This window comes from Aquabacterium sp., from assembly GCF_048860245.1.
Classification (GTDB): domain Bacteria; phylum Pseudomonadota; class Gammaproteobacteria; order Burkholderiales; family Burkholderiaceae_C; genus Aquabacterium.
In genome coordinates this window covers 46,582-68,854 of sequence record NZ_JBLIZW010000027.1, presented here as the reverse complement: position 1 = coordinate 68,854, position 22,273 = coordinate 46,582, and the positions used below count along the sequence as shown (strand labels likewise).

The 22,273-nt window shown below is 62.3% G+C and carries 23 protein-coding genes and 1 tRNA gene; 9 read left to right on the top strand and 15 right to left on the bottom strand.

Features of this window, described 5'->3' with window-relative positions; all coding sequences use genetic code 11:
- Positions 1-684 precede the first annotated feature (684 nt).
- A complete protein-coding gene (locus ACMV18_RS02940; RefSeq protein ID WP_420816606.1) occupies positions 685-1,704 on the top strand; it encodes an ATP-dependent Clp protease proteolytic subunit in 1,020 nt (339 codons plus the stop codon).
- Positions 1,705-2,021: 317 nt separating this feature from the next.
- On the opposite strand, the gene ACMV18_RS02935 is transcribed toward ACMV18_RS02940, so the two are convergent.
- Positions 2,022-2,097, bottom strand: a tRNA-Arg gene (locus tag ACMV18_RS02935).
- A gap of 139 nt (positions 2,098-2,236) precedes the next feature.
- Between ACMV18_RS02935 and ACMV18_RS02930 the strand changes: the two genes are divergently transcribed.
- Complete coding sequence (locus ACMV18_RS02930) at positions 2,237-2,749, top strand: c-type cytochrome (protein ID WP_374256164.1); 513 nt, start codon at positions 2,237-2,239, stop codon at positions 2,747-2,749.
- A gap of 78 nt (positions 2,750-2,827) precedes the next feature.
- Here the strand turns inward: ACMV18_RS02930 and ACMV18_RS02925 are convergent, their stop codons facing one another.
- The 9 genes from ACMV18_RS02925 to ACMV18_RS02885 all read right to left on the bottom strand — a co-directional run bounded on the left by ACMV18_RS02925 (position 2,828) and on the right by ACMV18_RS02885 (position 11,553).
- On the bottom strand, positions 2,828-3,364 hold the full coding sequence (locus tag ACMV18_RS02925; protein ID WP_420816605.1) for a DUF2946 family protein: 537 nt from the start codon (positions 3,362-3,364) through the stop codon (positions 2,828-2,830).
- 2 nt (positions 3,365-3,366) lie between these two features.
- Positions 3,367-4,383, bottom strand: a complete 1,017-nt coding sequence (locus ACMV18_RS02920) for a YheT family hydrolase (RefSeq protein ID WP_420816604.1) — start codon at positions 4,381-4,383, stop codon at positions 3,367-3,369.
- 13 nt (positions 4,384-4,396) lie between these two features.
- Positions 4,397-4,852, bottom strand: a complete 456-nt coding sequence (locus tag ACMV18_RS02915; protein WP_374256168.1) for a YybH family protein — start codon at positions 4,850-4,852, stop codon at positions 4,397-4,399.
- Between the two features lie 67 nt (positions 4,853-4,919).
- Entirely contained in the window at positions 4,920-5,750 is an 831-nt protein-coding gene (gene purU / locus ACMV18_RS02910; protein WP_420816603.1) for a formyltetrahydrofolate deformylase, read from the bottom strand.
- 26 nt (positions 5,751-5,776) lie between these two features.
- Entirely contained in the window at positions 5,777-7,606 is a 1,830-nt protein-coding gene (locus ACMV18_RS02905; RefSeq protein ID WP_420816609.1) for an AMP-dependent synthetase/ligase, read from the bottom strand.
- Positions 7,607-7,699: 93 nt separating this feature from the next.
- Positions 7,700-7,915 (bottom strand): zinc-finger domain-containing protein, encoded by a 216-nt coding sequence (locus ACMV18_RS02900; protein ID WP_374256170.1) that lies wholly within the window; start codon positions 7,913-7,915, stop codon positions 7,700-7,702.
- Positions 7,916-7,933: 18 nt separating this feature from the next.
- The gene (locus ACMV18_RS02895; RefSeq protein ID WP_374256171.1) at positions 7,934-8,857 is read right to left on the bottom strand and encodes a branched-chain amino acid transaminase; all 924 of its coding nucleotides are present in this window, start codon (positions 8,855-8,857) and stop codon (positions 7,934-7,936) included.
- A gap of 84 nt (positions 8,858-8,941) precedes the next feature.
- Positions 8,942-10,174, bottom strand: a complete 1,233-nt coding sequence (locus ACMV18_RS02890; protein ID WP_420816602.1) for an acetate/propionate family kinase — start codon at positions 10,172-10,174, stop codon at positions 8,942-8,944.
- A gap of 5 nt (positions 10,175-10,179) precedes the next feature.
- Positions 10,180-11,553 (bottom strand): bifunctional enoyl-CoA hydratase/phosphate acetyltransferase, encoded by a 1,374-nt coding sequence (locus ACMV18_RS02885; protein WP_420816601.1) that lies wholly within the window; start codon positions 11,551-11,553, stop codon positions 10,180-10,182.
- 192 nt (positions 11,554-11,745) lie between these two features.
- On the opposite strand from ACMV18_RS02885, the gene ACMV18_RS02880 reads away from it, so the two are divergent.
- The 7 genes from ACMV18_RS02880 (at position 11,746) to ACMV18_RS02850 (ending at position 17,888) form a co-directional block, all read left to right on the top strand.
- Complete coding sequence (locus ACMV18_RS02880; protein WP_374256176.1) at positions 11,746-12,339, top strand: TetR/AcrR family transcriptional regulator; 594 nt, start codon at positions 11,746-11,748, stop codon at positions 12,337-12,339.
- A gap of 47 nt (positions 12,340-12,386) precedes the next feature.
- On the top strand, positions 12,387-13,493 hold the full coding sequence (locus ACMV18_RS02875; protein ID WP_420816600.1) for an alkene reductase: 1,107 nt from the start codon (positions 12,387-12,389) through the stop codon (positions 13,491-13,493).
- 273 nt (positions 13,494-13,766) lie between these two features.
- Positions 13,767-14,120 (top strand): winged helix-turn-helix domain-containing protein, encoded by a 354-nt coding sequence (locus tag ACMV18_RS02870; RefSeq protein WP_420816599.1) that lies wholly within the window; start codon positions 13,767-13,769, stop codon positions 14,118-14,120.
- Positions 14,121-14,276: 156 nt separating this feature from the next.
- Positions 14,277-15,545 (top strand): OmpP1/FadL family transporter, encoded by a 1,269-nt coding sequence (locus ACMV18_RS02865; RefSeq protein ID WP_420816598.1) that lies wholly within the window; start codon positions 14,277-14,279, stop codon positions 15,543-15,545.
- A gap of 74 nt (positions 15,546-15,619) precedes the next feature.
- Positions 15,620-16,060, top strand: a complete 441-nt coding sequence (locus ACMV18_RS02860) for a YeeE/YedE family protein (protein ID WP_420816597.1) — start codon at positions 15,620-15,622, stop codon at positions 16,058-16,060.
- 17 nt (positions 16,061-16,077) lie between these two features.
- The gene (locus ACMV18_RS02855; protein ID WP_374256184.1) at positions 16,078-16,494 is read left to right on the top strand and encodes a DUF6691 family protein; all 417 of its coding nucleotides are present in this window, start codon (positions 16,078-16,080) and stop codon (positions 16,492-16,494) included.
- A 188-nt stretch (positions 16,495-16,682) separates the two neighbouring features.
- The gene (locus ACMV18_RS02850; RefSeq protein WP_374256186.1) at positions 16,683-17,888 is read left to right on the top strand and encodes an acetyl-CoA C-acyltransferase; all 1,206 of its coding nucleotides are present in this window, start codon (positions 16,683-16,685) and stop codon (positions 17,886-17,888) included.
- A gap of 5 nt (positions 17,889-17,893) precedes the next feature.
- Here ACMV18_RS02850 and ACMV18_RS02845 read toward each other — a convergent pair whose 3' ends face one another.
- The 5 genes from ACMV18_RS02845 to gabT form a co-directional block, all read right to left on the bottom strand.
- On the bottom strand, positions 17,894-18,718 hold the full coding sequence (locus ACMV18_RS02845; protein ID WP_420816596.1) for a GGDEF domain-containing protein: 825 nt from the start codon (positions 18,716-18,718) through the stop codon (positions 17,894-17,896).
- Positions 18,676-19,047, bottom strand: coding sequence for a hypothetical protein (locus ACMV18_RS02840; RefSeq protein ID WP_420816595.1), 372 nt, complete (start codon positions 19,045-19,047; stop codon positions 18,676-18,678). Before ACMV18_RS02840 ends, ACMV18_RS02845 begins: the two co-directional genes overlap by 43 nt.
- A 119-nt stretch (positions 19,048-19,166) precedes the next feature.
- The gene (locus ACMV18_RS02835) at positions 19,167-19,412 is read right to left on the bottom strand and encodes a DUF3297 family protein (protein ID WP_374256189.1); all 246 of its coding nucleotides are present in this window, start codon (positions 19,410-19,412) and stop codon (positions 19,167-19,169) included.
- A 61-nt stretch (positions 19,413-19,473) separates the two neighbouring features.
- A complete protein-coding gene (locus ACMV18_RS02830; RefSeq protein ID WP_420816594.1) occupies positions 19,474-20,928 on the bottom strand; it encodes an NAD-dependent succinate-semialdehyde dehydrogenase in 1,455 nt (484 codons plus the stop codon).
- Between the two features lie 17 nt (positions 20,929-20,945).
- Positions 20,946-22,262: a 4-aminobutyrate--2-oxoglutarate transaminase gene (gene gabT / locus ACMV18_RS02825; RefSeq protein ID WP_420816593.1), complete on the bottom strand. Its 1,317-nt coding sequence runs from the start codon at positions 22,260-22,262 to the stop codon at positions 20,946-20,948.
- Positions 22,263-22,273: the final 11 nt, after the last annotated feature.

Here is a 22,273-nt window from a genome sequence, read left to right as displayed (position 1 = left end):
TCAATCACCATCGATTGATGGGGCCGCTGGGCAATGTCCCGCCAGCCGAGTTCGAGGCAAACTACCACCAACAACACGCTGGTCAGGCCGTGACCGCCTGACTTAAACCAACTGGCCTCCGCGAAACCCGGGGCGCTTCAGGCTAGAAGGCCGAGCCAGTTCGCAAAAACTGGTTTCAAGTGCCCGTCAAAGGTGGACTACTCCATCCTGTTCATCATCTGCTCGAACATTGATATCGCGGCGCTGGATGTCGAACTCAATGATCTATACACATCCATAAATCGAGAAGGAGCTCCCCAGGGCCTAGCGCGCGAGCAGCAGGTCTGGCGAAACTACCGCAACTCCTGCGTCAATGCTGGGCAGCCTAACGGTTTTGCGAGCATCGTTTTCTGTGTTCGCCGGGCATATCTTGTTAGGCGCGACGAGCTAAAATCAATCTGGCTTGGTATATCCACCCGAAAGCAATACCCTGCCAGTGATGGCTGGAAACCTGAGGTGAAAATGCAGTGGTAGCAGACGCCATGTGAAAAATTGAATTCAAATGGCGTCATTTTGGCCAGACCTCAGTAGCGGGCCTTCACCTCATTTGCATTCGGCATGACAACAGTGCTACAGCGCATGAATTCATGTGCAACTAACACTATGCACCATTCCCTATAACGGTTTGTCCACTTTCTTACTCTCATGTTGACCAACGTCCTGCGACACCTCTTTTGGACCACCCTTTGCTTTCTCGCCTTCGCTCATGCGCACGCACAGCAATTGCAGGTGATCGTCCTGTCCCAGAACACCATCGAGCGCATGATTGAGGCCCCCATCAAGATTCACCTCAAGGGATCCATCGACAAGGACGCTGCCCCTCGCCTGGCGCGCGTACTCAAGCTCTACGAGGAGCAAAGCATTTCTGTCCACCTGGACTCACCTGGTGGCAACTTACTCGCAGCCCTTGAGATCGGCCGCCTTCTGCGCTCCGTGAGCGCCAGTACCCACGTCGATGCCAAGGCCATGTGCTACAGCGCCTGCGCATTTGCCTACATAGGCGGCTCCTCACGCTACATGGATAGAGACGCCCGCTACGGCGTGCATCGCGCCTCCACCATGGTGGACTCCTTCGACACCATGGAATCCGGCCAGATCGTCGCCGCCCTGGTCGGCGCCTACATCCGCGAGATGGGCGTCAGCCCAGCCCTGTTGGACCTCAGCGTCAAAGCCTCGGCCAACGATATCTACCTGCTCTCACGCAAGCAACTCGAGGATCTGCGCGTTGTCAACAATGGCTCGTCTAAGCCGTCGTGGACCATTGAGGTGGCAGACGGTGGCACGTTCCTACTCGGCGAGCAAAGCCATTACCACGGGACAGGCAAGTTCCGGCTTATCTGTGGCCGCAAAGGACAGGTACTGATCTCCTCCTACACCGCGGGAGAGAAGGCCGACTTCATCGCCCAAGGCTGGGATCACTCCCTGCTCATCTCCAATCGCCCTGTACCCCTTGCTCGGCCCCTGGAGATCGAAAACAGAAATGGTCTCATCTTGGCCATGTTCGAGGTTACGGACACCCAACTCAAAGCCATGCTCAACGCCGAGTCCGTTGGCCACGCCATGCAACTCGATCGCTCGGCGCCAACATTCGTTGGCTACCGCGTGGACATTGATGCAGAAGCTCATGAGCGCTTCAACACGTATGTGCGCAACTGCCTGAAGTAATCAAACTAAGCTGCCATCATCTATCAGGTAGACCCAGCCACAAGTTCAACCACCAAGATCGAAGACGGCGTATGCACGCTCAGCGGTCCCGCGCTTGCACGACACGCTGCTTCAACAATGTTGCACATGTGCTGCAAAGGCCATCGAAACTAGCTCCATGGACTGCATTACCCCCTCCAGGCTGAGACAGCAATGTGATGCAAAACACCTCTTGGGGAGGCAACAGAGCCTGCCTGTGCTGAGGGAGCACTATCCGTACAAAGTCCGTACAGACAAGAAAAAAGCACCTAGCCGCGATGCTAAGTGCTTGATCTTTATGGCGCGCCCGGCTGGGATCGAACCAGCAACCCCTGCCTTCGGAGGGCAGTACTCTATCCATTGAGCTACGGGCGCACTGCTAGAGATTCTAACAGTGCAGAGGCCGGTTTATCTTTCTCAAGGCTGAGCCACGACCTATAATCTCCCTTTCGCCCGACTGGACTCTTTTGTCCGTCACCCCATTCATTCCAACCAGCGCCTCCTGAGAGCACCCATGAGCCAAGCGCCCCAAACCCAAGAGTCCGTCAGCTCCCCTCAGCAACTGGTCGTTGCCGTGCTGGCATCGTTCCTGATCCCCGCAGCCCTCGTTGGCTTGCTGGTGAGCTACGTTTACTCGGTCAAGAACGCTGGCAGCAATGCTGCAATCACCCAAAGCGCTGGCGACCGCATCATGCCTGTGGGCACGGTGGCCATCAAAGCCGCGTCGACCAGCACCGGCCCTCGCTCTGGCGAAGACGTGTTCAAGGCCCAATGCGCGAGCTGCCACGGTTCCGGCATGCTGGGCGCACCCAAGTTTGGTGATGCGGCTGCCTGGGGCCCTCGCATTGCACAAGGCGTTGACAAGCTGCTGGAACACGCTCTGAAGGGCTTCAACGCCATGCCTGCTCAAGGCGGCGGCGACTTCAGCGACCTCGAAGTGCACCGTGGCCTGGTTTACATGGCCAACGCGGGTGGCGCCAAGTTTGCAGAGCCTGCTGCACCAGCAGCAGCCGCTTCGGCACCCTGAGCGGTTTCTGCCTCAAACAAAAAAGCCGGCTGATGCCGGCTTTTTTCATGGTCGATCCGCGCCCGAGACCCCATGCATTCAGGGGGCCGGCTGACACACAAAGCCAAAGTGCGCCGGCATGTCGGCAAACGCCATCTCCTGAGGGGTCCACACTTCTGCACCCACCGCATCGGCCGCCGCATCCATGTCCATCGACCGCACAAGCCCCAAGCCGTGCTCGGTCTCCAGGAACAGGCGCCCTTGCTCGTCCAGCCAACTGGATCGCACCTCGTGCACGGGCAGGCCTGTGTGCGTCATCACCTCGTAGCTGCCATCGGGCACACCCAACGCGCGCACGCCCAAGACCCAAGGAGCCGCCTCCAACTGCAGGTAAACACGCTGAGGTCCGTTCTGGAAAAACCAGGCGCCGCGCTCATCGTGCTCGTAATTGCGGTGGATGAACTCCTTGAACTTGTCGTGCTCGATCCGGCTGCCTTTGACTTGCGGGAATGGGCCCGCCGCCTGCGTGGGCTCGTCGCGCAAGTACCAGTCGCCACGCGCATCCAGCGCCAACCACCCATAGCAATGGGGTACGTTGGGCCACTTCTTGATGGCAGCTTTGACGATGTCATCCATGGTTATCGAAGTCTTTCGTTCGTGTGAGGTGCCAACCAGGCTCCAACCGCCTCAGGCAAGGCCGCCACATGCCCCGGCAAACGGCCCGAGGCAAAGCCAACGTGCCCACCCTCGTGGGGTTGCCACAAGGTCACGGCAGGCCCCACGTCTTGCGCGCTCGGCAAGGCCGCCGCAGGCATGAAAGGATCGTTGCGCGCATTCAGCACCAACGCGGGCACATGCTTCATGGTCTTCAAGCCTGGTTTGGCCGAGCAACGCGTCCAGTAATCTTCAGTGCTGGCGAAGCCGTGCAGCGGGGCCGTCCAGGCATTGTCATACTCGTACAAGTCTCGCGCACGCAGCAAGGCCTCGGGATGGCCCAAACCGGGATGCTGCCGCAGCTTGTCCAGCGCCTTGGGCTTGAGCGTGTTCAAAAACATGCGGGTGTACACGTGTCGGTTCACCCCGCGCCCCAAAGCCGCGCCGGCCGCACTGAGGTCAATGGGTGACGAAATGGCCGCCACGGCACACACCACCCGCGCCGCATCCGATCCTGCTTCCTGCGCCCAGCGCAACAGCACATTGCCACCCAGTGACACGCCGACCGCCACGCAAGGGCCGGTGCGCTGCAGCGCCAGTCTGCGCAAGATCCAGTCCGCCTCCTCAAAGTCGCCGGAGTGATAGGCGCGGGGCGCCAGGTTGATCTCACCCGAACACCCTCTGAAATGCGGCACGACATAGTCCCACCCTTGCGCGAACGCCCAATGCGCAAAGGCCCGTGCGTAATGGCTTTGGGACGAGCCTTCCAGGCCATGGAACAAGACCAGCAAAGGGCGGCCCGCGTCGGATGGACCGGCCAGCCGCCAATCCACGTCGATGAAATCGGCATCGGGGGTGGTCCAGCGCTCGCGCTGGTAGCTCACCGCGTCAGACAGGCGGTCCGCACGCGCCCGGCAGTACAGCGCCGGCCAGATGGTTTGCACATGCCCACCCCAGGCGCCATGACCCGCCAACCAACGGGGGGCACGGTAGTACTGCACGACGTCAACCGAGTCAGTGCAGGATCGAGCGAGGCTCGGAAATGTCGGGGATGTCTTGTGGCATCCCGGCGCTGGCGTGGTGCGCCACCATGCGCCAGCCTTGTGCCGTGCGCAGGTACACGTTGGTGGCAATGACAAAAGCCGTTTGCAGGCCTTCAGGGGTCATCACCTGCACGCGCTCGGTCACATGGTGAATGGCGCACACGGCCGTTTCCATGCGGCGCACGTGCTCGATGCTGATGTGCACTGGCCCGCTGGCCAGCAAGGCCTCGAAGGCCGCACGCACCGCCACCGTCCCAACGGTGCGGGGGGCGCTGGGCGGCACGCAGGCGATCTCCTCGTCGTCCGCCCAGACGGCCATCACCTTGTCGAGGTCACCATGACGCAGCGCGTCGTAGAAGGAGGCCTCGGTTTCATCGGCCGAGGTCAACAGGGCTTGCGTGGCCTTGAGGGCGCGAGGGTCGTTCATGGCGAGGTCGTCCTTACTTGAACACCACGGTCTTGTGACCGTTCATCAGCACGCGGCGCTCGGTGTGTCACTTCACGGCACGGGCCAGCACCACACATTCCACGTCACGGCCCACAGCCGTGAAGTCTTCGGGGGTCAGGGTGTGATCCACGCGTTCGACGTCCTGCTCGATGATCGGGCCTTCGTCCAGATCGGCCGTCACATAGTGCGCGGTGGCGCCAATGAGCTTCACGCCACGGTCATGCGCCTGATAGTAGGGCTTCGCCCCCTTGAAGCTGGGCAGGAAGCTGTGGTGGATGTTGATGGCCCGGCCCTTGAGGAAGGCACAGAACTCGGAGCTGAGGATTTGCATGTAGCGCGCCAGCACCACGAGGTCGATGCCTTCGCGTTCGACCAACGCCTCCACCTGTTGCTCTTGTGCACGCTTGACATCCATGCCCGAGCCCGTGGGCAGCGGCATGTGGTGGAACGGGATGCCATAGCTGGCTGCCAGTTCGGCGTAGTCAGGGTGGTTCGAGACGATGGCCGGGATATCGATGTCCAGCCAACCCGAGCGCCAGCGGAACAGCAGGTCGTTGAGGCAATGGCCGTGCTTGCTGACCATGATGAGCACGCGCGGCTTGCGCGAACGCGCATGGATCTGCGCCGTCATCTTGAACTGTTCGCACACGTGGGCAAACAGCTTGTCGAGCGTGGCGGCATCGGCCAGATGGTCGGGCGCAGCAAAGTGCACGCGCATGAAGAACAGGCCGGTGCTGTCTTCGCTTTGCACGTCACCAAACTGCTGCGAGTCGATGATGTTGCAGCCCGCCTGGTACAGCAGGCCCGAGACGGCGTGAACGATGCCCTTGGTATCCGGGCAAGACAGCGTGAGTACGAATTCGTGCGAGGTCTTCATGATTGGCACCGATTGTAGGGGCCGCTTCAGCGTTGATACATGCGCTCAATCTCGGCAGCGAAGCGCACCATCAGGTTGTTGCGCTTTAGCTTGAGGGTCGGCGTCATCATGGTGTTTTCAATGGTCCACGGATCGGTGGTCAGGCACACCGCGCGAGGCACCGCATCATGCTGAAACCCCGCCGCCGCTGCCTTGATGCGCGCCAGTGCCGCGGCCACGGCTTGCGGCGCCACCAGGCTGGCCGGCGCATCGGCCACCAGCCCCAGGCTGCCGGCCAGACGCGCCCACTCCACTGGGTTGAGCACCACCACCGCCGCGATGAACGGCTTCTGCTCGCCCACGACAAAGGCCTGTGCAAACAGTGGATCGGCCGTCAGCGCCAGCTCCAGATCGCCCGGCGGGACCTTCTCGCCTGTCGAGGTGACGATGATTTCCTTGATGCGACCCAGGATGCGGATGCGACCATTGACTGGATCAATCGAGGCCTGATCGCCGGTGCCCAGCCAACCATCCGCAGACAGGATCTTGGCGGTGTCTTCCGGTCGATTCAGGTAGCCCTGCATGACCGACGGGCCACGCACCTGCAACTCACGGTTCTCGCCGATGCGCACTTCGACACCCGGCAGGGTCTTGCCCACGGTGGCCGGGTCGTTGTCATCCGGGCGATTGCAGGCCACGATAGGCGAGGTTTCGGTCATGCCATAGCCCTGCACCAATGGCATACCCAGCCCGATGAAGCAGCGCGCCAACGCCGATGACAAGGGCGCGCCGCCACTCACGGCCACACGCAGTCGCCCGCCAAACTGATTCAGCAGGGGTTGAGCCACCTTCGATTGCAAGAAGGGCCAGACGAGTGCGTCGCCCCATGACCACGTTGTGGTCTCGACGGGCAAACCTTGCGCACGGCAAAAGCGCCGCCAGCCCACCTCTTGCGCCCAAGCGAACAAGCGCGCCTTGAGGCTGGCGCCCGCCAGTGTCTCTTGTACCTTGGCAAACACCCGCTCGTAAATGCGGGGCACCGAAATCAGCACGGTGGGGCGAACCGACTTGAGGTCCTCCGCCAGCAAAGCGACCGATCGTGCATACACCACACAAGACCCGGCGGCCATGGGCAGATAGTAGCCAGCGGTGCGCTCAAACGTGTGAGACAAGGGCAAGAAGGACAAGAACACATCCTCCGGCACGGGCTGCACCTGGCTCAGCACCCCTTTGACGTTGGACAGCACGTTGCGGTGGCTCAGCATCACCCCCTTGGGCTTGCCCGTGGTGCCCGATGTGTAAACGATGGCCGCCAGATCTTCTGGCACGGGCGGCGCCACCGTCTCCCCTGCGGCGACCGCATCACCGCCTGCCAACCAGTCCTGCAGACGCATCAGGGCCGGCTGCGCAGGCGCCTGCGTCGGCAGCACATCATCCGTCAACACCACGGCACGCAAAGCGGGCAAGGGTGTCCCCACCCCTTCAATGGCCTGCCACTGCGCATAGGTCTGCACCACCAGCAACGACACAGCACTGTCGGCGAGGATGTAGGCCACGCTGGCCGGATTGTCGATGGCGTGCAAGGGCACCGGCGTGCACGCACGGTTCAAGCAAGCCTGATCGATGCTCATGGCATCCAGCCCATTGGGCAGCAAGATGGCCACCCGAGCGCCACGGTCCAGTTGCATGGCGTCCAGCGCGCGCGCCCAATGCGCCACACGCTCTTGCGCCTGCGCCCAAGTCAGGCTGTCCCAGCGCTGAGTCTGGACGTTGTACTGGCGGTAAGCCTCGCCCTTGGGGGTTTGGCTGGCACGCCAGGACAACAGCTCTGCCAGCGTGGTCACGTTATTCAGGGTCGCAGGGTATGCGGCAGTCATCATGCGCTCAATCCAACACGTCAAACGACAAAGCCCGGCACGAGGGCCGGGCTTGATTGCATCACTCAGGCAGTCGAGCCGCCTTCACGCACATCAGTGTGCGTGAACCTTTTCACCGGCCTTGAGTTTGTACACCGTACCGCAGTACGGGCAGGCGCCTTCGCCATGACCCGCCACGTTGATGAAGACACGGGGGTGCTTGTTCCATGCGGCCTGACCAGGCATGGGGCAAGCCACCACGCCAGGGCCCTGCAGGTCGGCAGCGGAGAGTTCCACCACAGCCTTGGGAGTTTGTGCGTTCGTGCTCATGGTTGATGTCCTTGTGAATCAGACCTTGGTCAGCCAACCAGCGTACTTGGGGTTGCGGCCGTTGACGATGTCGAAGAAGGCGTTCTGGATCTTCTCGGTGATGGGGCCGCGCGAGCCGATGCCGATCTGGATGCGGTCCAGTTCGCGGATCGGGGTCACTTCGGCAGCCGTACCGGTAAAGAAGGCTTCGTCACAGATGTACACCTCGTCGCGCGTGATGCGCTTTTCCTTGATCTCCAGGCCCAGGTCCTGGCAGATCGCGAAAATGGTGTTACGGGTGATGCCGTTGAGGGCGCCAGCCGACAGGTCGGGCGTGAACAGCTTGCCGTCCTTGATGATGAACAGGTTCTCACCCGCACCTTCGGACACAAAGCCTGCGGTATCCAGCAGCATGGCTTCGTCGTAGCCATCTTCGGTGGCTTCGAGGTTGGCCAGGATGGAGTTGGTGTAGTTGCTCACCGACTTGGCCTGCGTCATCGTGATGTTGACGTGGTGACGCGTGAAGCTGGAGGTCTTGACGCGGATGCCGCGCTTCAGGCCTTCTTCGCCCAGGTAAGCACCCCAGGCCCAAGCCGCCACCATCAGGTGCACCTTGGCGCCCTTGGGGCTCACGCCCATCTTTTCAGAACCCAGCCACACCAGCGGACGCAGGTAGCAGCTTTCCAGGTTGTTGGCCTTGACCACATCCAGCTGAGCCTGCATGACCTCTTCCATCGTGAAGGGCATGGGCATGCGCAGGATCTTGGCGCTGTTGAACAGGCGCTCGGTGTGTTCCTTCAGGCGGAAGATGGCCGGACCGTTGACGGTGTTGTAGGCACGTACACCTTCAAAGGCGCCGCAGCCATAGTGCAGTGTGTGGGTCAGCACGTGGATCTTGGCGTCGCGCCACTCCACCATCTTGCCGTCCATCCAGATTTTGCCGTCGCGATCGTCCATCGACATGAGGGAATCCTTTCCGGGAGTGCGCTGCCCGTGCAGCGCTTATCGAACCTTTGATTGTAGACCCGGGGGAGGGTCGCTGCACGCTCAGGAGGCATGCATGAGACGTTCACTCCCCTTTTGTCGGAAGTCCGGCACCCGTTCACGCGCATGTCGGGCGATCATCAGCTCTTCATTGGTCGGGATCACCCACACCGTGACGCGGCTGCCCGGCTTGCTGATGCAATGGGCCTGCCCGGCCTCCAACGGCCGGTCGTCGTTGGCTTGCTCGTCCAACTCGACCCCCAACCACGCGGCATCGCGGCACACGCGAGCGCGCAACACGGCCGCATGTTCGCCGATGCCGGCAGTGAAGACCAAGGCATCCAGGCCGCCCAAGGCGGCCGCCAGCGAGCCCAGCTCACGACGGATGCGGTACAGGTACAGATCCACCGCCTCGTGCGCGTGCGGGTGATCGCTGGTCAGCAAGGTCCGCATGTCCGACGACAGCCCAGACACCCCCAGCAGGCCCGACTGCTTGTACAGCAGGGACTCGATCTGGCGGGCGTTCAGCCCCCGCTCGTCCATCAACCAGATCAGCACCCCCGGGTCGATGGCCCCGCAACGGGTGCCCATCATCAAGCCATCCAGCGCCGTGAAGCCCATGGTGCTGGCCACACTGCGCCCGGCCTCGATGCCGCACATGCTGGAGCCATTGCCCAGGTGCAAAACCACCGTTCGACCCTTGGCGGCATGGCGATCGACATGTGGCAACCGTGAGGCAATGAACTCGTACGACAGACCATGGAAGCCGTAGCGCTGTACCCCTGCGTCGTGCAGTTCGCGCGGCACGGCAAATCGCTGAGACACAGACGGATTGGTGGCATGGAAGGCCGTGTCAAAGCAGCCCACCTGCGGCACATCGGGTGCCAGCTTCATCAAAGCCCGCACGGGCGCCAGGTTGTGCGGTTGGTGCAAGGGCGCCAGCGGAATGAGCTTGGCCAACTCATCCACCACAGCGGGCGTCAGCACCACCGGCTCATGGAAGGCCACCCCACCATGAACAATGCGATGCCCCACCGCCACCACCTTGATGCGATGCAAAAAGGCCGGCAAGACTTCCATGAGGTGCGACAGCGCCGCCTCATGGTCAAAGTGGGCGCCGTCATCCCAACGGCGCTCCAGCACCACCTCGCCTGCGCGGTTTTTCACCACCAGATGGGGCGAGGCGCCCAGCCCCTCAAACTGTCCGTGAAACAGGTCCCGAAAAATGCGGGCCGTGAACAGCGAAAACTTCAGGCTCGATGAGCCCGCATTGAGCACGGCAATGGCGTCGGTCATGGCACTCACTCCCCGCCGTCACGCGAACGTGCATGCGCCAGCAGCTTGAGCACGGCCGCCGAAGCCAGACGCATCCGCACCGAGTCCGCCCGACTGGTCAGCACGATGGGCACGCGGGTACCCAGCACAATGCCCGCACTGTCGGCGCCCGCGAAATACTGCAGCTGCTTGGCCACCATGTTGCCGGCCTCGATATTGGGCACCACGAGGATGTCGGCCAGCCCTGCCACCGGCGACTCGATGTGCTTGGTGCGCGCCGCTTCCTGGCTGATGGCGTTGTCGAACGCCAAGGGGCCATCAATGATGCCGCCGGTGATCTGGCCGCGATCGGCCATCTTGCACAGCATGGCCGCGTCAATGGTGGCCGACATCGTCGGGTTGACCGTTTCGACCGCCGCCAAGATGGCCACTTTGGGTTGCGGCACGCCCAACACATGCGCCAACTCGATGGCGTTCTGGACGATGTCCACCTTGTCTTCAATGGTGGGCGCGATGTTGATGGCCGCATCCGTCACCAGCAGCATGCGCGGGTAAGCGGGCACATCCATCACAAAGACGTGGCTGATGCGGCGCCCGGTGCGCAAACCCGTGCGCGACGGCACCACGGCCCCCATCAGTTCGTCGGTGTGCAGGCTGCCCTTCATGAGTGCCTGCACTTCACCCGAGCGCGCCATGGCCACAGCCGCTTCGGCCGCTTCATGACTGTGCTCGGTGTCCACCAGTCTGTAAGGCGACACGTCCCAGCCACCGGCTTGCGCCACGGACAGGATCTTGACCTTCGGGCCAACCAGGATCGGCTCGATCAAGCCATGCTGCGCGGCTTCCAGCGCACCGGCCAACGACTCCTTGTCGCACGGATGGACCACCGCACAACGCACCGGTGGCAATGGCTCGCACTCATGAAACAGGCGACCAAAGACATCGTTGCGACGCAAGATGACGCTGGGCGCCTCGGCCTGGTCCACCGTTTGCAAATGGGTGGGCGCCTGAACCGTGATCGTGCCTTCGAGCAAAGGGCCCGCCTTGCCGCGCACCACGCAGTCAAACACCATGCGGTCTGGCGCCTGCTTGTCGCGCACCGTCACGGTGGCTTGCAGCACCTCCCCCACGCGCGCGCTGCCGCTGTAGCGCAGGTCATGCGCCAGAATCACCGTACCCGGCCCGGGCAGGCGTCGCTTGAGCACGCCATGGATCAAGGCCTCGGCGCTCACGCCTTCGCAGCGCGGATCGCCGGGCGACCCCGAGCCACCGTACGCCCCCGCGTCACCGGACACCAGCGACATCAGGTTGACCTCATCGCGGGTCACGGTGTGTTCAACAGTGCAGGAAGCCCCCACTGCAATCTGGTCGAAAGTCTGATTGGACAGGGTAGATGACATGGCAATCCGTGAAGTCAAGACAGGGTGTCCATCGTGAACACCTCACATGACAAGGATAGGACGGAATCCATCTTGTGAAACTGTGTCAACGCAAGCCCTGCGCCTGCAAATGCTCGCTTTGCCAGCCCGCAACACTCCCCCACTTGCGATTTAAGACGACTGGTCATATTATTTCCAGACGGAGAACATCACATGGCTCGCACCGCCGACAAAACCGACATCCCGCGCCGCCTCACCGAGGCAGGCTACCAACTGTTTACCCGCGACGGTTACAACGCCACGGGCATCCAGCACATTGCGGATCAGGCCGGGGTGCCCAAGGGCTCGTTCTACAACCACTTCGACAGCAAAGAGGCGTTTGCCGCGGCCATCATCCGTCACTACACCGACTGGGTGAACGACGCCTGGGACCAATGCCTGGCCTCCGCCCCCGCCGAGGCGCTGCCCGCCATTCAGCACATCTTTGCGCGCTTCATTGCACACCACGCCCAGACGCAATGCCAGGGCTGCCTAGTGGGCAACTTCGCAGCAGAAGTCGCCGAATCCAGCCCGCTGTGCCGCGATGTGCTCAAGGCCTCGATGGCGGACTGGCGCGCGCGACTGGCCACGCTGCTGCGCCGCGCACAGGACGAAGGCGCCGTCCGCCGCGACATCGACGCCCTCACCCTGTCCACATTCTGCTGGGACGCCTGGGAGGGTGCCCTGCTTCGCATGAAGGTCGAGCACTCGGTTCAAGCGCTCGACGACACCGTCAACCTGCTGCTCAAGCAATTGCTGCGGCCCTGACCTCATCCACTCCTTTTCCCGCCACGCTCAACTGGAGACGATCACACATGAGCAACGCAAACACTGCGTCCACACCGGACCTGTTCCAGCCCTTCCAACTGGGCCCCATCGAACTGGCCAATCGCATCGTGATGGCCCCCCTGACCCGCAGTCGCGCAGAAGCGGGCAATGTGCCCGGCGCACTGGTGGTCGAGTACTACGAGCAACGCGCCTCCATGGGCCTGATCATCGCGGAAGCCACTCAAGTGTCTGCCACGGCACAGGGCTACCCCAGCACGCCCGGCTTGCACACGCCTGAGCAAGTGGCGGCCTGGCGCAAGGTGACCGATGCGGTTCATGCCAAGGGCGGCAAGATCTTCGTGCAACTGTGGCACACCGGCCGCATGTCGCACTCGGCTTACCAGCCCGGCGGCCAAGCCCCCGTGGCCCCGTCAGCCATCGCAGCCAAGGCCAAGACCTACGTGGCCGGCCAAGGCATGGTGGACACCTCGGTGCCACGCGCCCTGGAAACGGCTGAGATCCCCGGCGTCGTCAACGACTTCCGTACGGCTGCTCGCAACGCCATCGAGGCTGGCTTTGACGGTGTGGAAATCCACGGCGCTCACGGCTACCTGATCGACGCCTTCTTGCGCGATGGCTCGAACAAGCGCACCGACGAATATGGCGGCAGCATCGAAAACCGTGCCCGCTTCCTGCTGGAAGTGATGGCCGCGGTGACCGCTGAAATCGGCGCTGACCGCGTGGGCATCCGCCTGTCGCCTGTGTCGCCTGTCAACGATTCGAGCGAGAGCAATCCTCAGCCCTTGTTCGAGTACGTCGTGCGCGAACTCGAGAAGTTGCACCCCGTGTACCTCCACATTGTCGAAGGCTTCACGGGCGGCCCGCGTGACAACGCACCGTTTGACTACGAAGCCCTGCGCAAGCTCTACAGCGGCGTCTGGATGCTCAACAACGGCTACGACAAGGCCATGGCCGATGCGGCGATTCGTGAAGGTCGCGCCGACCTGATCTCCTTTGGTCGCGCCACCATCAGCAACCCGGACCTGCCTCGCCGCCTGAAGGAAAACGCGCCGCTGAACGAACTGTTCTCGGACGTGGGCCTGTACGGTGGTGTGGGCGCCCACGGCTCCACCGACTACCCTCGCCTGCCGTAATTTTCGCCCTCCAAAAAACGACCAACCGCGTGATGCAGTGCCAGCGGGCGTTTTTCATTTCGGCTGCCGCCGCGACAAATTGCGCACCAAATTGGTTCAAATGCAATGTTTAGTGGCAAACAAGCAACATCAACCCTCCCGAAAACATGGTGCCGAGCGCGTTGCGAGGGGGCAAGCCCCTGAGCTTGATGTCATAAAATAGGACACCGTACAGAGACAACGAGACTTGCATCGGTTGTCCGCCAGGTCCAAACCCTGACATCAAGAGCTGTTGTGACCCGCCCTGCCGACATCTACCTCCGTTTTCTGAAGCTGGCTGAGGCCGTGCGCGGTCAATCCTCTCCTCTGGTTCCCTTGGACCCCCTGGAAGAGCGCATCCTGGAAGTCGTTGCCAAAACCAACATGGTCAAAGCCCGTCTGTGCGTGCGTGATCTGATTGGTTTCAGCGAACTGGGCTCCCCCGCCACCTTGCACAACCGCCTGAAATCCATGCGAGAAAAGGGCTGGATCACGCTGGCCGACACGGAAGACACCCGCCGCAAGCAAGTCGAACTCACGCAAGAAGCACTGAGCCACTTTGACAAGCTGTCTGAGTGCTTGCTCGCCGCAGCGCAGGCACAAGCCTGATTTCACGTCTGCGCCCGCACGAAGCCCTGACTTGATCAGGGCTTTTCTTATTCGATTTCCGCATATTGAAGTAGCCAAAGAATCGTTCTTGTTTGTGAAGCGCGTCGGTACAGTCTCGCCCATTCCGACCACATCCACACCAGAAGGACGATGTTCATGTCCCATCCCGCTCGCTTCGCCTCGACACGCCCAACGCTGATTGCTGCCGCCACCCTGATGGCGCTCTCGCCTCTGGCACATGCCACCAATGGCTACTTCTCACATGGCTACGGGGTTCAGTCGCAATCGATGGCGGGGGTGGGCATTGCCCTGCCCCTGGATGGTCTGACCGCCGCCACCAACCCCGCAGGCACGGCTTTCGTCGGCAACCGTCTGGACGTCGGCGCCAACCTCTTCAATCCCAGCCGTGGCGCTGACATCCAAAACAACGTTGCGGGCCTGAATGGCCACTACAGCGCGGATGGCCGTGATCTGTTCCTGATCCCGGAGTTGGGCTACACCCGTCAAATCAACAAGCAGTTGAGCCTGGGCCTGGCCCTGTATGGCAATGGCGGCATGAACACGTCCTACGACAAAAGTCCTTTTGCCAATTTCGGGGTGCAAGGCCGCACAGAGATGAACCTGGAGCAACTGTTCATCACCCCCAGCGCCGCCTGGAAGTTCGATGCGCATCACGTCATCGGCGCGGCCGTCAATGTGGCGTATCAGCGCTTCTCCATGAAGGGCATCGTTCCCTTCGCGGGCATGTCCTCCTCCCCCAATGACACCACGGATCGTGGCACGGACAGCTCCGTGGGTGCAGGCGTGCGCCTGGGCTGGATCGGTGACATCGCCCCAGGCTGGCGTGCCGGTGCAACCTGGTCGTCGGCCATCAACGGCCAGTTCGACAAGTACAAGGGTCTGTTCGCCGAGCAAGGCAGCTTTGACATCCCAGCCAACTATGGCCTGGGTCTGGCCTGGCAGCCCACAAGCCAGTGGACACTGGCTCTGGATTACCAAGTCATCGAACTGAGTGGCACCAAGTCCGTCAGCAACAGCGTCACTCAATTGCAGCAAGGCAACTTGCTGGGCTCATCGAATGGTCCTGGCTTTGGCTGGAAGGACGTGACCGTCTACAAATTGGGTGTGGCGCATCAGTGGAGTGATGCACTGACCCTGCGTGCCGGCTACAGCCATGCCAGCCAGCCGATCCCGTCGTCAGAAACCTTGTTCAACATCCTGGCACCCGGTGTGGTGCAAGACCATGTGACCCTCGGCTTCACCTGGAAGGCCGATCAGCACGGTGAGTGGAGCGCCTATTTTGGCCATGCCTTCAAAAAGACGGTGAACGGCCAAGGCGCCATCCCGCCCGGCTTTGGCGGCGGCGATGCGTCCATCCATCTGCAGGAAAATATGCTGGGCGTGGCGTACGGCTGGAAGTTCTGAGTCCGACGTGGCTCACCTCAACCGGCAGATGCACCGTGCCTCTGCCGGTTTGTGTTTTTGTTGGAGTTCTTTTCATGAGTGAATTCACCCCGTTGACCGGTTTGGCGGGCGGTTTGTTGATTGGCGCCTCCGCTGTGCTGCTGTTGGGTGCCACGGGCCGCTTGGCCGGTATCAGCAACATCGCCCACAACCTGATCGACGCTGTGCGCCAGCGCGCTGCGGCCGACACGTGGTTGTGGCGCCTGCTGTTTTTGCTGGGCATGATCGGCGGCACCACCGCGTACGTCCTGATCTCAGGTCATGCAGCCAACCCACGTGTGGGTTACCCCGCATCCTGGCTGGTCAGTGGCGGCTTTCTGGTGGGCTACGGCACCTCTTTGGGGAACGGCTGCACCAGCGGTCACGGCGTATGCGGTCTGGGCCGCCTGTCGTTGCGCTCCCTTGCTGCGACCTTGACCTTCATGGCCACGGGCGCCGCCACCGTGCTGGTGATCCGTCACCTGCTGCCACTCTGACACCCCTAGGACTTCTCATGCATCTCATCATCAGCCTGCTGTCAGGCATCTTGTTTGGGCTGGGACTGGCCGTGGCGCAAATGACCAACCCGCTGAAAGTGCAAGCGTTTCTGGACATGGCAGGAGACTGGGACCCCAGCCTGGCCTTTGTCATGGGCGGTGCGGTCATGGTCACACTGGTGGGCTTTCGCTTCATCCTGAAACGCCAAGGACCCGCTTGGGGTGACAGCTTTCACCTTCCCAAGCTCACCCGCATTGACCGTCGACTCATCGGTGGTGCCGCACTGTTCGGGATCGGCTGGGGCCTGACGGGCTACTGCCCCGGCCCGGCCTTGTCGTCCATGCTGACGGGCAACACCGAGGTCTGGTTGTTCGTGCCGGCCATGCTGGCGGGTGGCGCGGTACAGCGCTGGCAAGATCGCCGCCGCACCTGATCGCGCCGCGCGGCGACGCACACACCTTGAGCCCACCTGCAGCCTGCAAGTGGGCTTTTTTGTTGTGATCTCGCTGATTTCTCGTGCGTAACCCCGATTGTCGTCAACACGCCCCCCTGCGATAGTGGCTCACCCCCTTCTCCCGCGCTGACGCTGACCCGGCGACAGCGCACCACTTCGCCGTACCCATGAAGCACGCCCCCACCATCGACCCCGTGGTCATCGTCAGCGCCGCCCGCACCCCCATGGGTGGTTTCCAAGGCGCCTTGTCAGCCTTGACCGCCCCCGAGCTCGGCGCCCAAGTCCTGGCCGCGACCGTTGCGCGTGCCGGCATCGCCATCGACCAGATTGATGAGGTGTTGCTTGGATGTGTGCTGACTGCCGGGCTCGGCCAGGCCCCCGCACGGCAAGCAGCGCTCCATGCGGGCCTGTCTCTGAACACCCCTTGCAGCACGGTCAGCAAGGTATGTGGCTCCGGGATGAAAGCGGTGATGCTGGCGCATGACATGCTGCTGTCTGACAGTGTGCAAGTGATGCTGGCCGGCGGCATGGAATCCATGAGCAACGCGCCTTACCTGCTGCCCAAAGCACGCAGCGGCCAGCGGCTGGGCCACGGCCAGATGATCGACCACATGTTCAAGGATGGACTGGAGGATCACTACAGCGCCGCAACGAATGGTCGACTGATGGGCACCTTTGCCGAAGAGTGCGCCCGGCATTACGGTTTCAGCCGTGAGGCACAAGATGAGTACGCCTGCACCTCCACCCTTCGTGCGCAGGCGGCCCAGCGTGAAGGGCATTTCGAGTGGGAAGTGGCCCCAGTGACCGTGCGCAGTCGTCAGGCCAGCACCGTGGTCGCACACGACGAACAGCCGCTCAAGGCCAATTTGGACAAAATTGCATCCCTGCCTCCCGCCTTTGCCAAAGATGGCACCGTGACCGCCGCCAATGCCAGTTCCATCTCGGATGGCGCGGCCGCACTGCTATTGATGCGCGCCTCCACAGCGGCCAGACTGGGACATCAGCCCCTGGCCGTGATCCATGCCCACGCCACCCACGCGCAAGAGCCTGCGTGGTTCACCACGGCACCGGTCGGTGCCATTCACAAGGTGCTGGACAAAACAGGCTGGCGCGCCACCGATGTGGAGCTTTGGGAAGTCAATGAGGCCTTCGCGGTGGTCACCATGGCAGCCATGCAAGAGTTGCACTTGCCTCATGAACGGGTCAATGTAAACGGCGGGGCCTGCGCACTGGGTCACCCGATTGGCGCCTCCGGCGCTCGCATCCTGGTCACCCTGCTCGGCGCCCTGCGCCAACGCGGACTCCGCCGGGGCGTGGCGTCGTTGTGCATTGGCGGGGGTGAGGCCACGGCCATGGCCATTGAGGTGATCTGAAGGCGTCAAGGCGAAGCGGGCAATGCCACGTCCACCCGGTTGCGTCCACCCGCCTTTGCCTGATAAAGCGCCTCGTCTGCGCTGTGCAGCAAGATGCCAATGTCCTCGCCCATCCACGGACGCAAGACACTCACACCAAAGCTCGCGGTAATGCGAAAGCTTCGGCCATCGGGGGAGGCAAAGTTCAGCTGCTCAACGTGGGACCGCACCTCATCGGCCAGTCGACAGGCGTCCTGCACCGAGGCATCGGGCAGCAGCATGGCGAACTCTTCTCCGCCAATGCGGCCGCAAATATCCGACCCGCGAACCCGCGTCCGCAGCACCTCGGCCACCTGCGTCAGGACGTCATCGCCCACGCGGTGACCGTAGGTGTCATTGACCCGTTTGAACCAGTCGATGTCCATCATGACGGCGCACATCGGCCGATGATGCCGCACGGCGTAGCGCAACATCTGTTCGGCGTGATCCAGGAAGGCCCGGCGATTGCTCAAGCCCGTCAGCACATCGGTCATCGCAGCAGCCTCTGCCAGGCGGTTGGCCCGCTCCAGTTCATGCGTGAGCCGAAACGCATCCACCAATGCGGCCGACAAACGTCGCGCCCCGAGTGAGGCGGTCACCAGAAAAATGAGACAGGCCAGCCCGACCACCTTTTGCAACGGTTGCGGCTGAAACAGCAACCACAGCGACATGGGCGACAGTGCCAAGCCCATTCCCAGCCAGGTAATCTGGCGATGAGCGGTGTATGTGGGGATGGCACTTCCGGCCAACCCGACGGCAAACATCACGGTCACCACCTGTGACAACAGGTCGGTCGAGGACACCACGGCCACGGCGCCGCCCCCCACACCGAAGCAGAAATCGCCAGCGTCCCTGCGTACACGCGGACCCAGTGCGCGGGATCAAAGTCGCCCGTTGCGCACGCTCGCCGAAAGGCGGCCAAGGTGGCAAAGCGCAGCATCGTGCATGAGCCCCCGGCCACCAGCCACGACACGATCAACGTTCGACTGACTTCGGGCCACCACAACCAGTGCAGATAGCCGAGCACACTGCCCGCAAACAAGCTACCCAATATGGCCGTGGGCGACTGACGGTACAGCAACTCAACCTGATCGCGACGAACCTGGTTGGTCAGAGCCAAATCAACTGAAATCTTGCTCACCTTGGTGTTACAAACTGCTACACACCTTCAGGTTACGCCTGCACGCTGAACAAGACAGGCTTGTCCTTGCGAAATGCTGCAGTTTGTCCGCTACATCACGGCAAGATTTCAGGCCGGGGTCAACGGTAGAAAACTTCGACCTTGCCCTTGAGCTTGATCATCAATGGACGCCCTTTGCGGTCTACAGACTTGCCCGCGGCGACCTTGATCCAGCCTTCGCTGACGCAGTATTCCTCCACGTCGAAGCGGTCCTTATCGTTGAAGCGGACACCGATGTCGTGCTGAAAAATCTCGCGGACATGGTGAGGGCTGCGCGGATCAATCGACAGGTGATCGGGCAATTCGGGCTTGGCGGTGTCGGTCATGACAAGGTCAACAATGCGAATGGGTGAATCGAAGCGCGCAGTCTAGTCGAGAACCCATCGCTCACAAGCCCGCCAGCGCCACGTACTTGGTGACCAGATAGTCCTCGATGCCATGGCGCGAACCTTCTCGCCCGAGGCCTGACTGCTTCACGCCACCAAACGGCGCCACCTCATTGGAGATGATCCCGGTGTTGACCCCCACCATGCCGTATTCGAGCGCTTCCGCCACACGGAAAATTCGGCCCACGTCACGGCTGTAAAAATAGCTGGCCAGACCAAACTCGGTGTTGTTGGCCAGCGCAATCACCTCGTCATCCGAGTGAAAGCGAAACACGGGCGCCAAGGGGCCAAACGTTTCTTCGCGAGCCACTCGGGCATCGGCCGGCACATCGGCGAGCACCGTCGGCTCAAAAAACGTCTGCCCCAGCGCCGATCGCTGGCCGCCCAGCATCACCCGGGCCCCACGTGCCACGGCATCGGCAATGTGCGCCTCGACTTTCAGCAGTGCATAGTGGTCAATGAGGGGGCCTTGCGTCACCCCTGCATCCAGGCCATTGCCCACCTTCAGGGTCTTCACCGCCTCAACCAGCTTGTCCATGAAGGCGTCGTACACCTTGTCATGCACATACAAACGGTTGGCACACACACAGGTTTGCCCGGCGTTGCGGTATTTCGAGGCCATGGCCCCCTGCACGGCAGCATCCAGATCCGCGTCCTCAAACACGATGAAGGGCGCATTCCCGCCCAACTCCAGCGACAACTTCTTGATGGTGGGGGCGGACTGGGCGTACAGCAGGCGCCCCACTTCGGTCGAGCCAGTGAAGCTCAGTTTGCGCACGACGGGACTGCCGGTGAGGGCCGCCCCGATGTCGCGCGGGTCTCCGGTGATGACCTGGAAGACGCCCCCCGGGATGCCCGCGCGCTCTGCCAGAACGGCCAGCGCCAGTGCGGACAAGGGTGTGGACTCGGCTGGCTTGACGATGATGGGATTGCCCGCCGCCAAAGCCGGGGCCACCTTGCGGGTGATCATCGCCAAGGGGAAGTTCCACGGTGTGATGGCCGCGCACACGCCAATGGGTTCGCGCAACACCAGCAGGCGTCGGTCCGCCATGGGACTCGGAATCGTCTCGCCGTACAGGCGCTTGGCCTCTTCTGCAAACCACTCCACAAACGACGCGGCATAGGCGACTTCACCTCGGGCCTCCGACAGCGGCTTGCCCTGCTCCAAGGTCATGAGCACCGCCAGATCCTCGGCATGCTGCTGCATCAGCTGAAACCACTTCATCAGCGCGGCAGACCTGGCCTTGGCGGTCAAAGCTCGCCACGCCGGCCAAGCTGCGTCGGCCGCCTGGATGGCACGCAAGGTCTCGGCTCGCCCCATTTTGGGCACGTGCGCCAACACGTCACCCGTGGCGGGATTGGTCACCACGATGTGGGTGCCGTCATCGGCCTGCACCCAGGCACCATCCAGCCAGGCGCACTCTCGAATCAATGTGGGATCAGACAAGCCACTCATACTTTCACCTTGCTCTCTCAGTTCGCCGCAGCCAACAGGGAGGCGCGCAACATCTCCAGCGCCTCGTCAAAGACCGCATCCTCAATGGTCAAGGGATGCAAAAACCGGATCACATTGCCGTACACACCGCAGGTCAGCAGCATCAAGCCGCGTTGAAGGGCCTCGGTCTGCACGCGCTTGGTGAAGGCCGCATCAGGCTCCCCGGACGCAGGGTGCATGAACTCCACCGCCACCATGGAGCCAGGCCCGCGGACTTCGGCAATGTGGGGCACGTGCGGCCGCCAGGTAGCCAGACTGGCTTTGAGCCTCTGGCCCAAATGCTCGGCGCGCGCCACCAAATGCTCATCCTCAATCACCTGCAGAACCGCCAGCGCCGCCGCCACAGCCAGCGGGTTACCGGCATAGGTGCCCCCCAAACCACCGGGTTCCGCCGCATCCATGATCTCCGCACGACCGCACACGCCAGACAAGGGCAAGCCCCCCGCCAAGCTCTTGGCAAACGTCATCAGATCCACCGGCACCCCGAAGGCTTCGTGTGCAAACAGCCGCCCCGTCCGTGCGAACCCCGTCTGGATCTCATCGGCAATCAGCAAAATGCCATGCTCATCCGCCAAGGCACGCAGACCTTGCACAAAGTCTGCTGGCGCCGGCACGAAGCCGCCTTCGCCCTGCACAGGCTCAAAGATGAAAGCCGCCACACGCTGTGGGTCGATGTCGGACTTGAAGAGCCCCCTGATGGCCTTCAAGGCATGGTCGGTGGACACGCCATGCAAGGGATAAGGATAGGGTGCGTGGTAGACATCCCCTGGGAACGGGCCGAAGCCGCGCTTGTAGGGCATCACCTTGCCCGTCAGGGCCATGCCCATGAAGGTCCGGCCATGAAACCCGCCGCTGAACGCGATCACCCCGGGTCGCCCCGTCGCAGCACGCGCGATCTTGATGGCGTTCTCCACCGCCTCGGCCCCCGTGGTGAAAAAGGCCGTCTTTTTGGGCGCATCGCCAGGCGCCAAGCGGTTGATGGCCTCTGCCAAGGCGACATAAGACGCGTATGGCGTCACCTGGTACGCCGTGTGCGTGAAGCGCTGAAGCTGGGCCTCCACCGCCGCCAGCACTTTCGGGTGCCGGTGCCCGGTGTTGAGCACCGCAATGCCACTGCCGAAGTCGATGTAGCGGCGCCCCTCGACGTCCCACACCTCGGCATTGGCCGCCCGCGCGGCATACACCGCCTGACCCACCGCCACCCCTCTGGGCGTGGCAGCGGCTTTGCGCGACTCCCAATCTGCGTTGGTACCGGCAAACAAGGCCGGGTCCAGGGAAAAATCAGATCCAGACATGACTCGTCACC

What these genes read in the sequence shown, in the direction of transcription:
- ACMV18_RS02895 (WP_374256171.1), bottom strand. Translation starts at nt 8,857, where the DNA reads ATGTCGATGGACGATCGCGACGGCAAAATCTGGATGGACGGCAAGATG.
- ACMV18_RS02835 (WP_374256189.1), bottom strand. Translation starts at nt 19,412, where the DNA reads ATGACCGACACCGCCAAGCCCGAATTGCCCGATCACCTGTCGATTGAT.
- gabT (WP_420816593.1), bottom strand. Translation starts at nt 22,262, where the DNA reads ATGTCTGGATCTGATTTTTCCCTGGACCCGGCCTTGTTTGCCGGTACC.
- ACMV18_RS02860 (WP_420816597.1), top strand. Translation starts at nt 15,620, where the DNA reads ATGAGTGAATTCACCCCGTTGACCGGTTTGGCGGGCGGTTTGTTGATT.
- ACMV18_RS02930 (WP_374256164.1), top strand. Translation starts at nt 2,237, where the DNA reads ATGAGCCAAGCGCCCCAAACCCAAGAGTCCGTCAGCTCCCCTCAGCAA.
- ACMV18_RS02855 (WP_374256184.1), top strand. Translation starts at nt 16,078, where the DNA reads ATGCATCTCATCATCAGCCTGCTGTCAGGCATCTTGTTTGGGCTGGGA.
- ACMV18_RS02830 (WP_420816594.1), bottom strand. Translation starts at nt 20,928, where the DNA reads ATGAGTGGCTTGTCTGATCCCACATTGATTCGAGAGTGCGCCTGGCTG.
- ACMV18_RS02875 (WP_420816600.1), top strand. Translation starts at nt 12,387, where the DNA reads ATGAGCAACGCAAACACTGCGTCCACACCGGACCTGTTCCAGCCCTTC.
- ACMV18_RS02885 (WP_420816601.1), bottom strand. Translation starts at nt 11,553, where the DNA reads ATGTCATCTACCCTGTCCAATCAGACTTTCGACCAGATTGCAGTGGGG.
- ACMV18_RS02865 (WP_420816598.1), top strand. Translation starts at nt 14,277, where the DNA reads ATGTCCCATCCCGCTCGCTTCGCCTCGACACGCCCAACGCTGATTGCT.
- ACMV18_RS02900 (WP_374256170.1), bottom strand. Translation starts at nt 7,915, where the DNA reads ATGAGCACGAACGCACAAACTCCCAAGGCTGTGGTGGAACTCTCCGCT.
- ACMV18_RS02940 (WP_420816606.1), top strand. Translation starts at nt 685, where the DNA reads ATGTTGACCAACGTCCTGCGACACCTCTTTTGGACCACCCTTTGCTTT.
- ACMV18_RS02905 (WP_420816609.1), bottom strand. Translation starts at nt 7,606, where the DNA reads ATGACTGCCGCATACCCTGCGACCCTGAATAACGTGACCACGCTGGCA.
- ACMV18_RS02850 (WP_374256186.1), top strand. Translation starts at nt 16,683, where the DNA reads ATGAAGCACGCCCCCACCATCGACCCCGTGGTCATCGTCAGCGCCGCC.
- ACMV18_RS02915 (WP_374256168.1), bottom strand. Translation starts at nt 4,852, where the DNA reads ATGAACGACCCTCGCGCCCTCAAGGCCACGCAAGCCCTGTTGACCTCG.
- ACMV18_RS02890 (WP_420816602.1), bottom strand. Translation starts at nt 10,174, where the DNA reads ATGACCGACGCCATTGCCGTGCTCAATGCGGGCTCATCGAGCCTGAAG.
- purU (WP_420816603.1), bottom strand. Translation starts at nt 5,750, where the DNA reads ATGAAGACCTCGCACGAATTCGTACTCACGCTGTCTTGCCCGGATACC.
- ACMV18_RS02880 (WP_374256176.1), top strand. Translation starts at nt 11,746, where the DNA reads ATGGCTCGCACCGCCGACAAAACCGACATCCCGCGCCGCCTCACCGAG.
- ACMV18_RS02925 (WP_420816605.1), bottom strand. Translation starts at nt 3,364, where the DNA reads ATGGATGACATCGTCAAAGCTGCCATCAAGAAGTGGCCCAACGTACCC.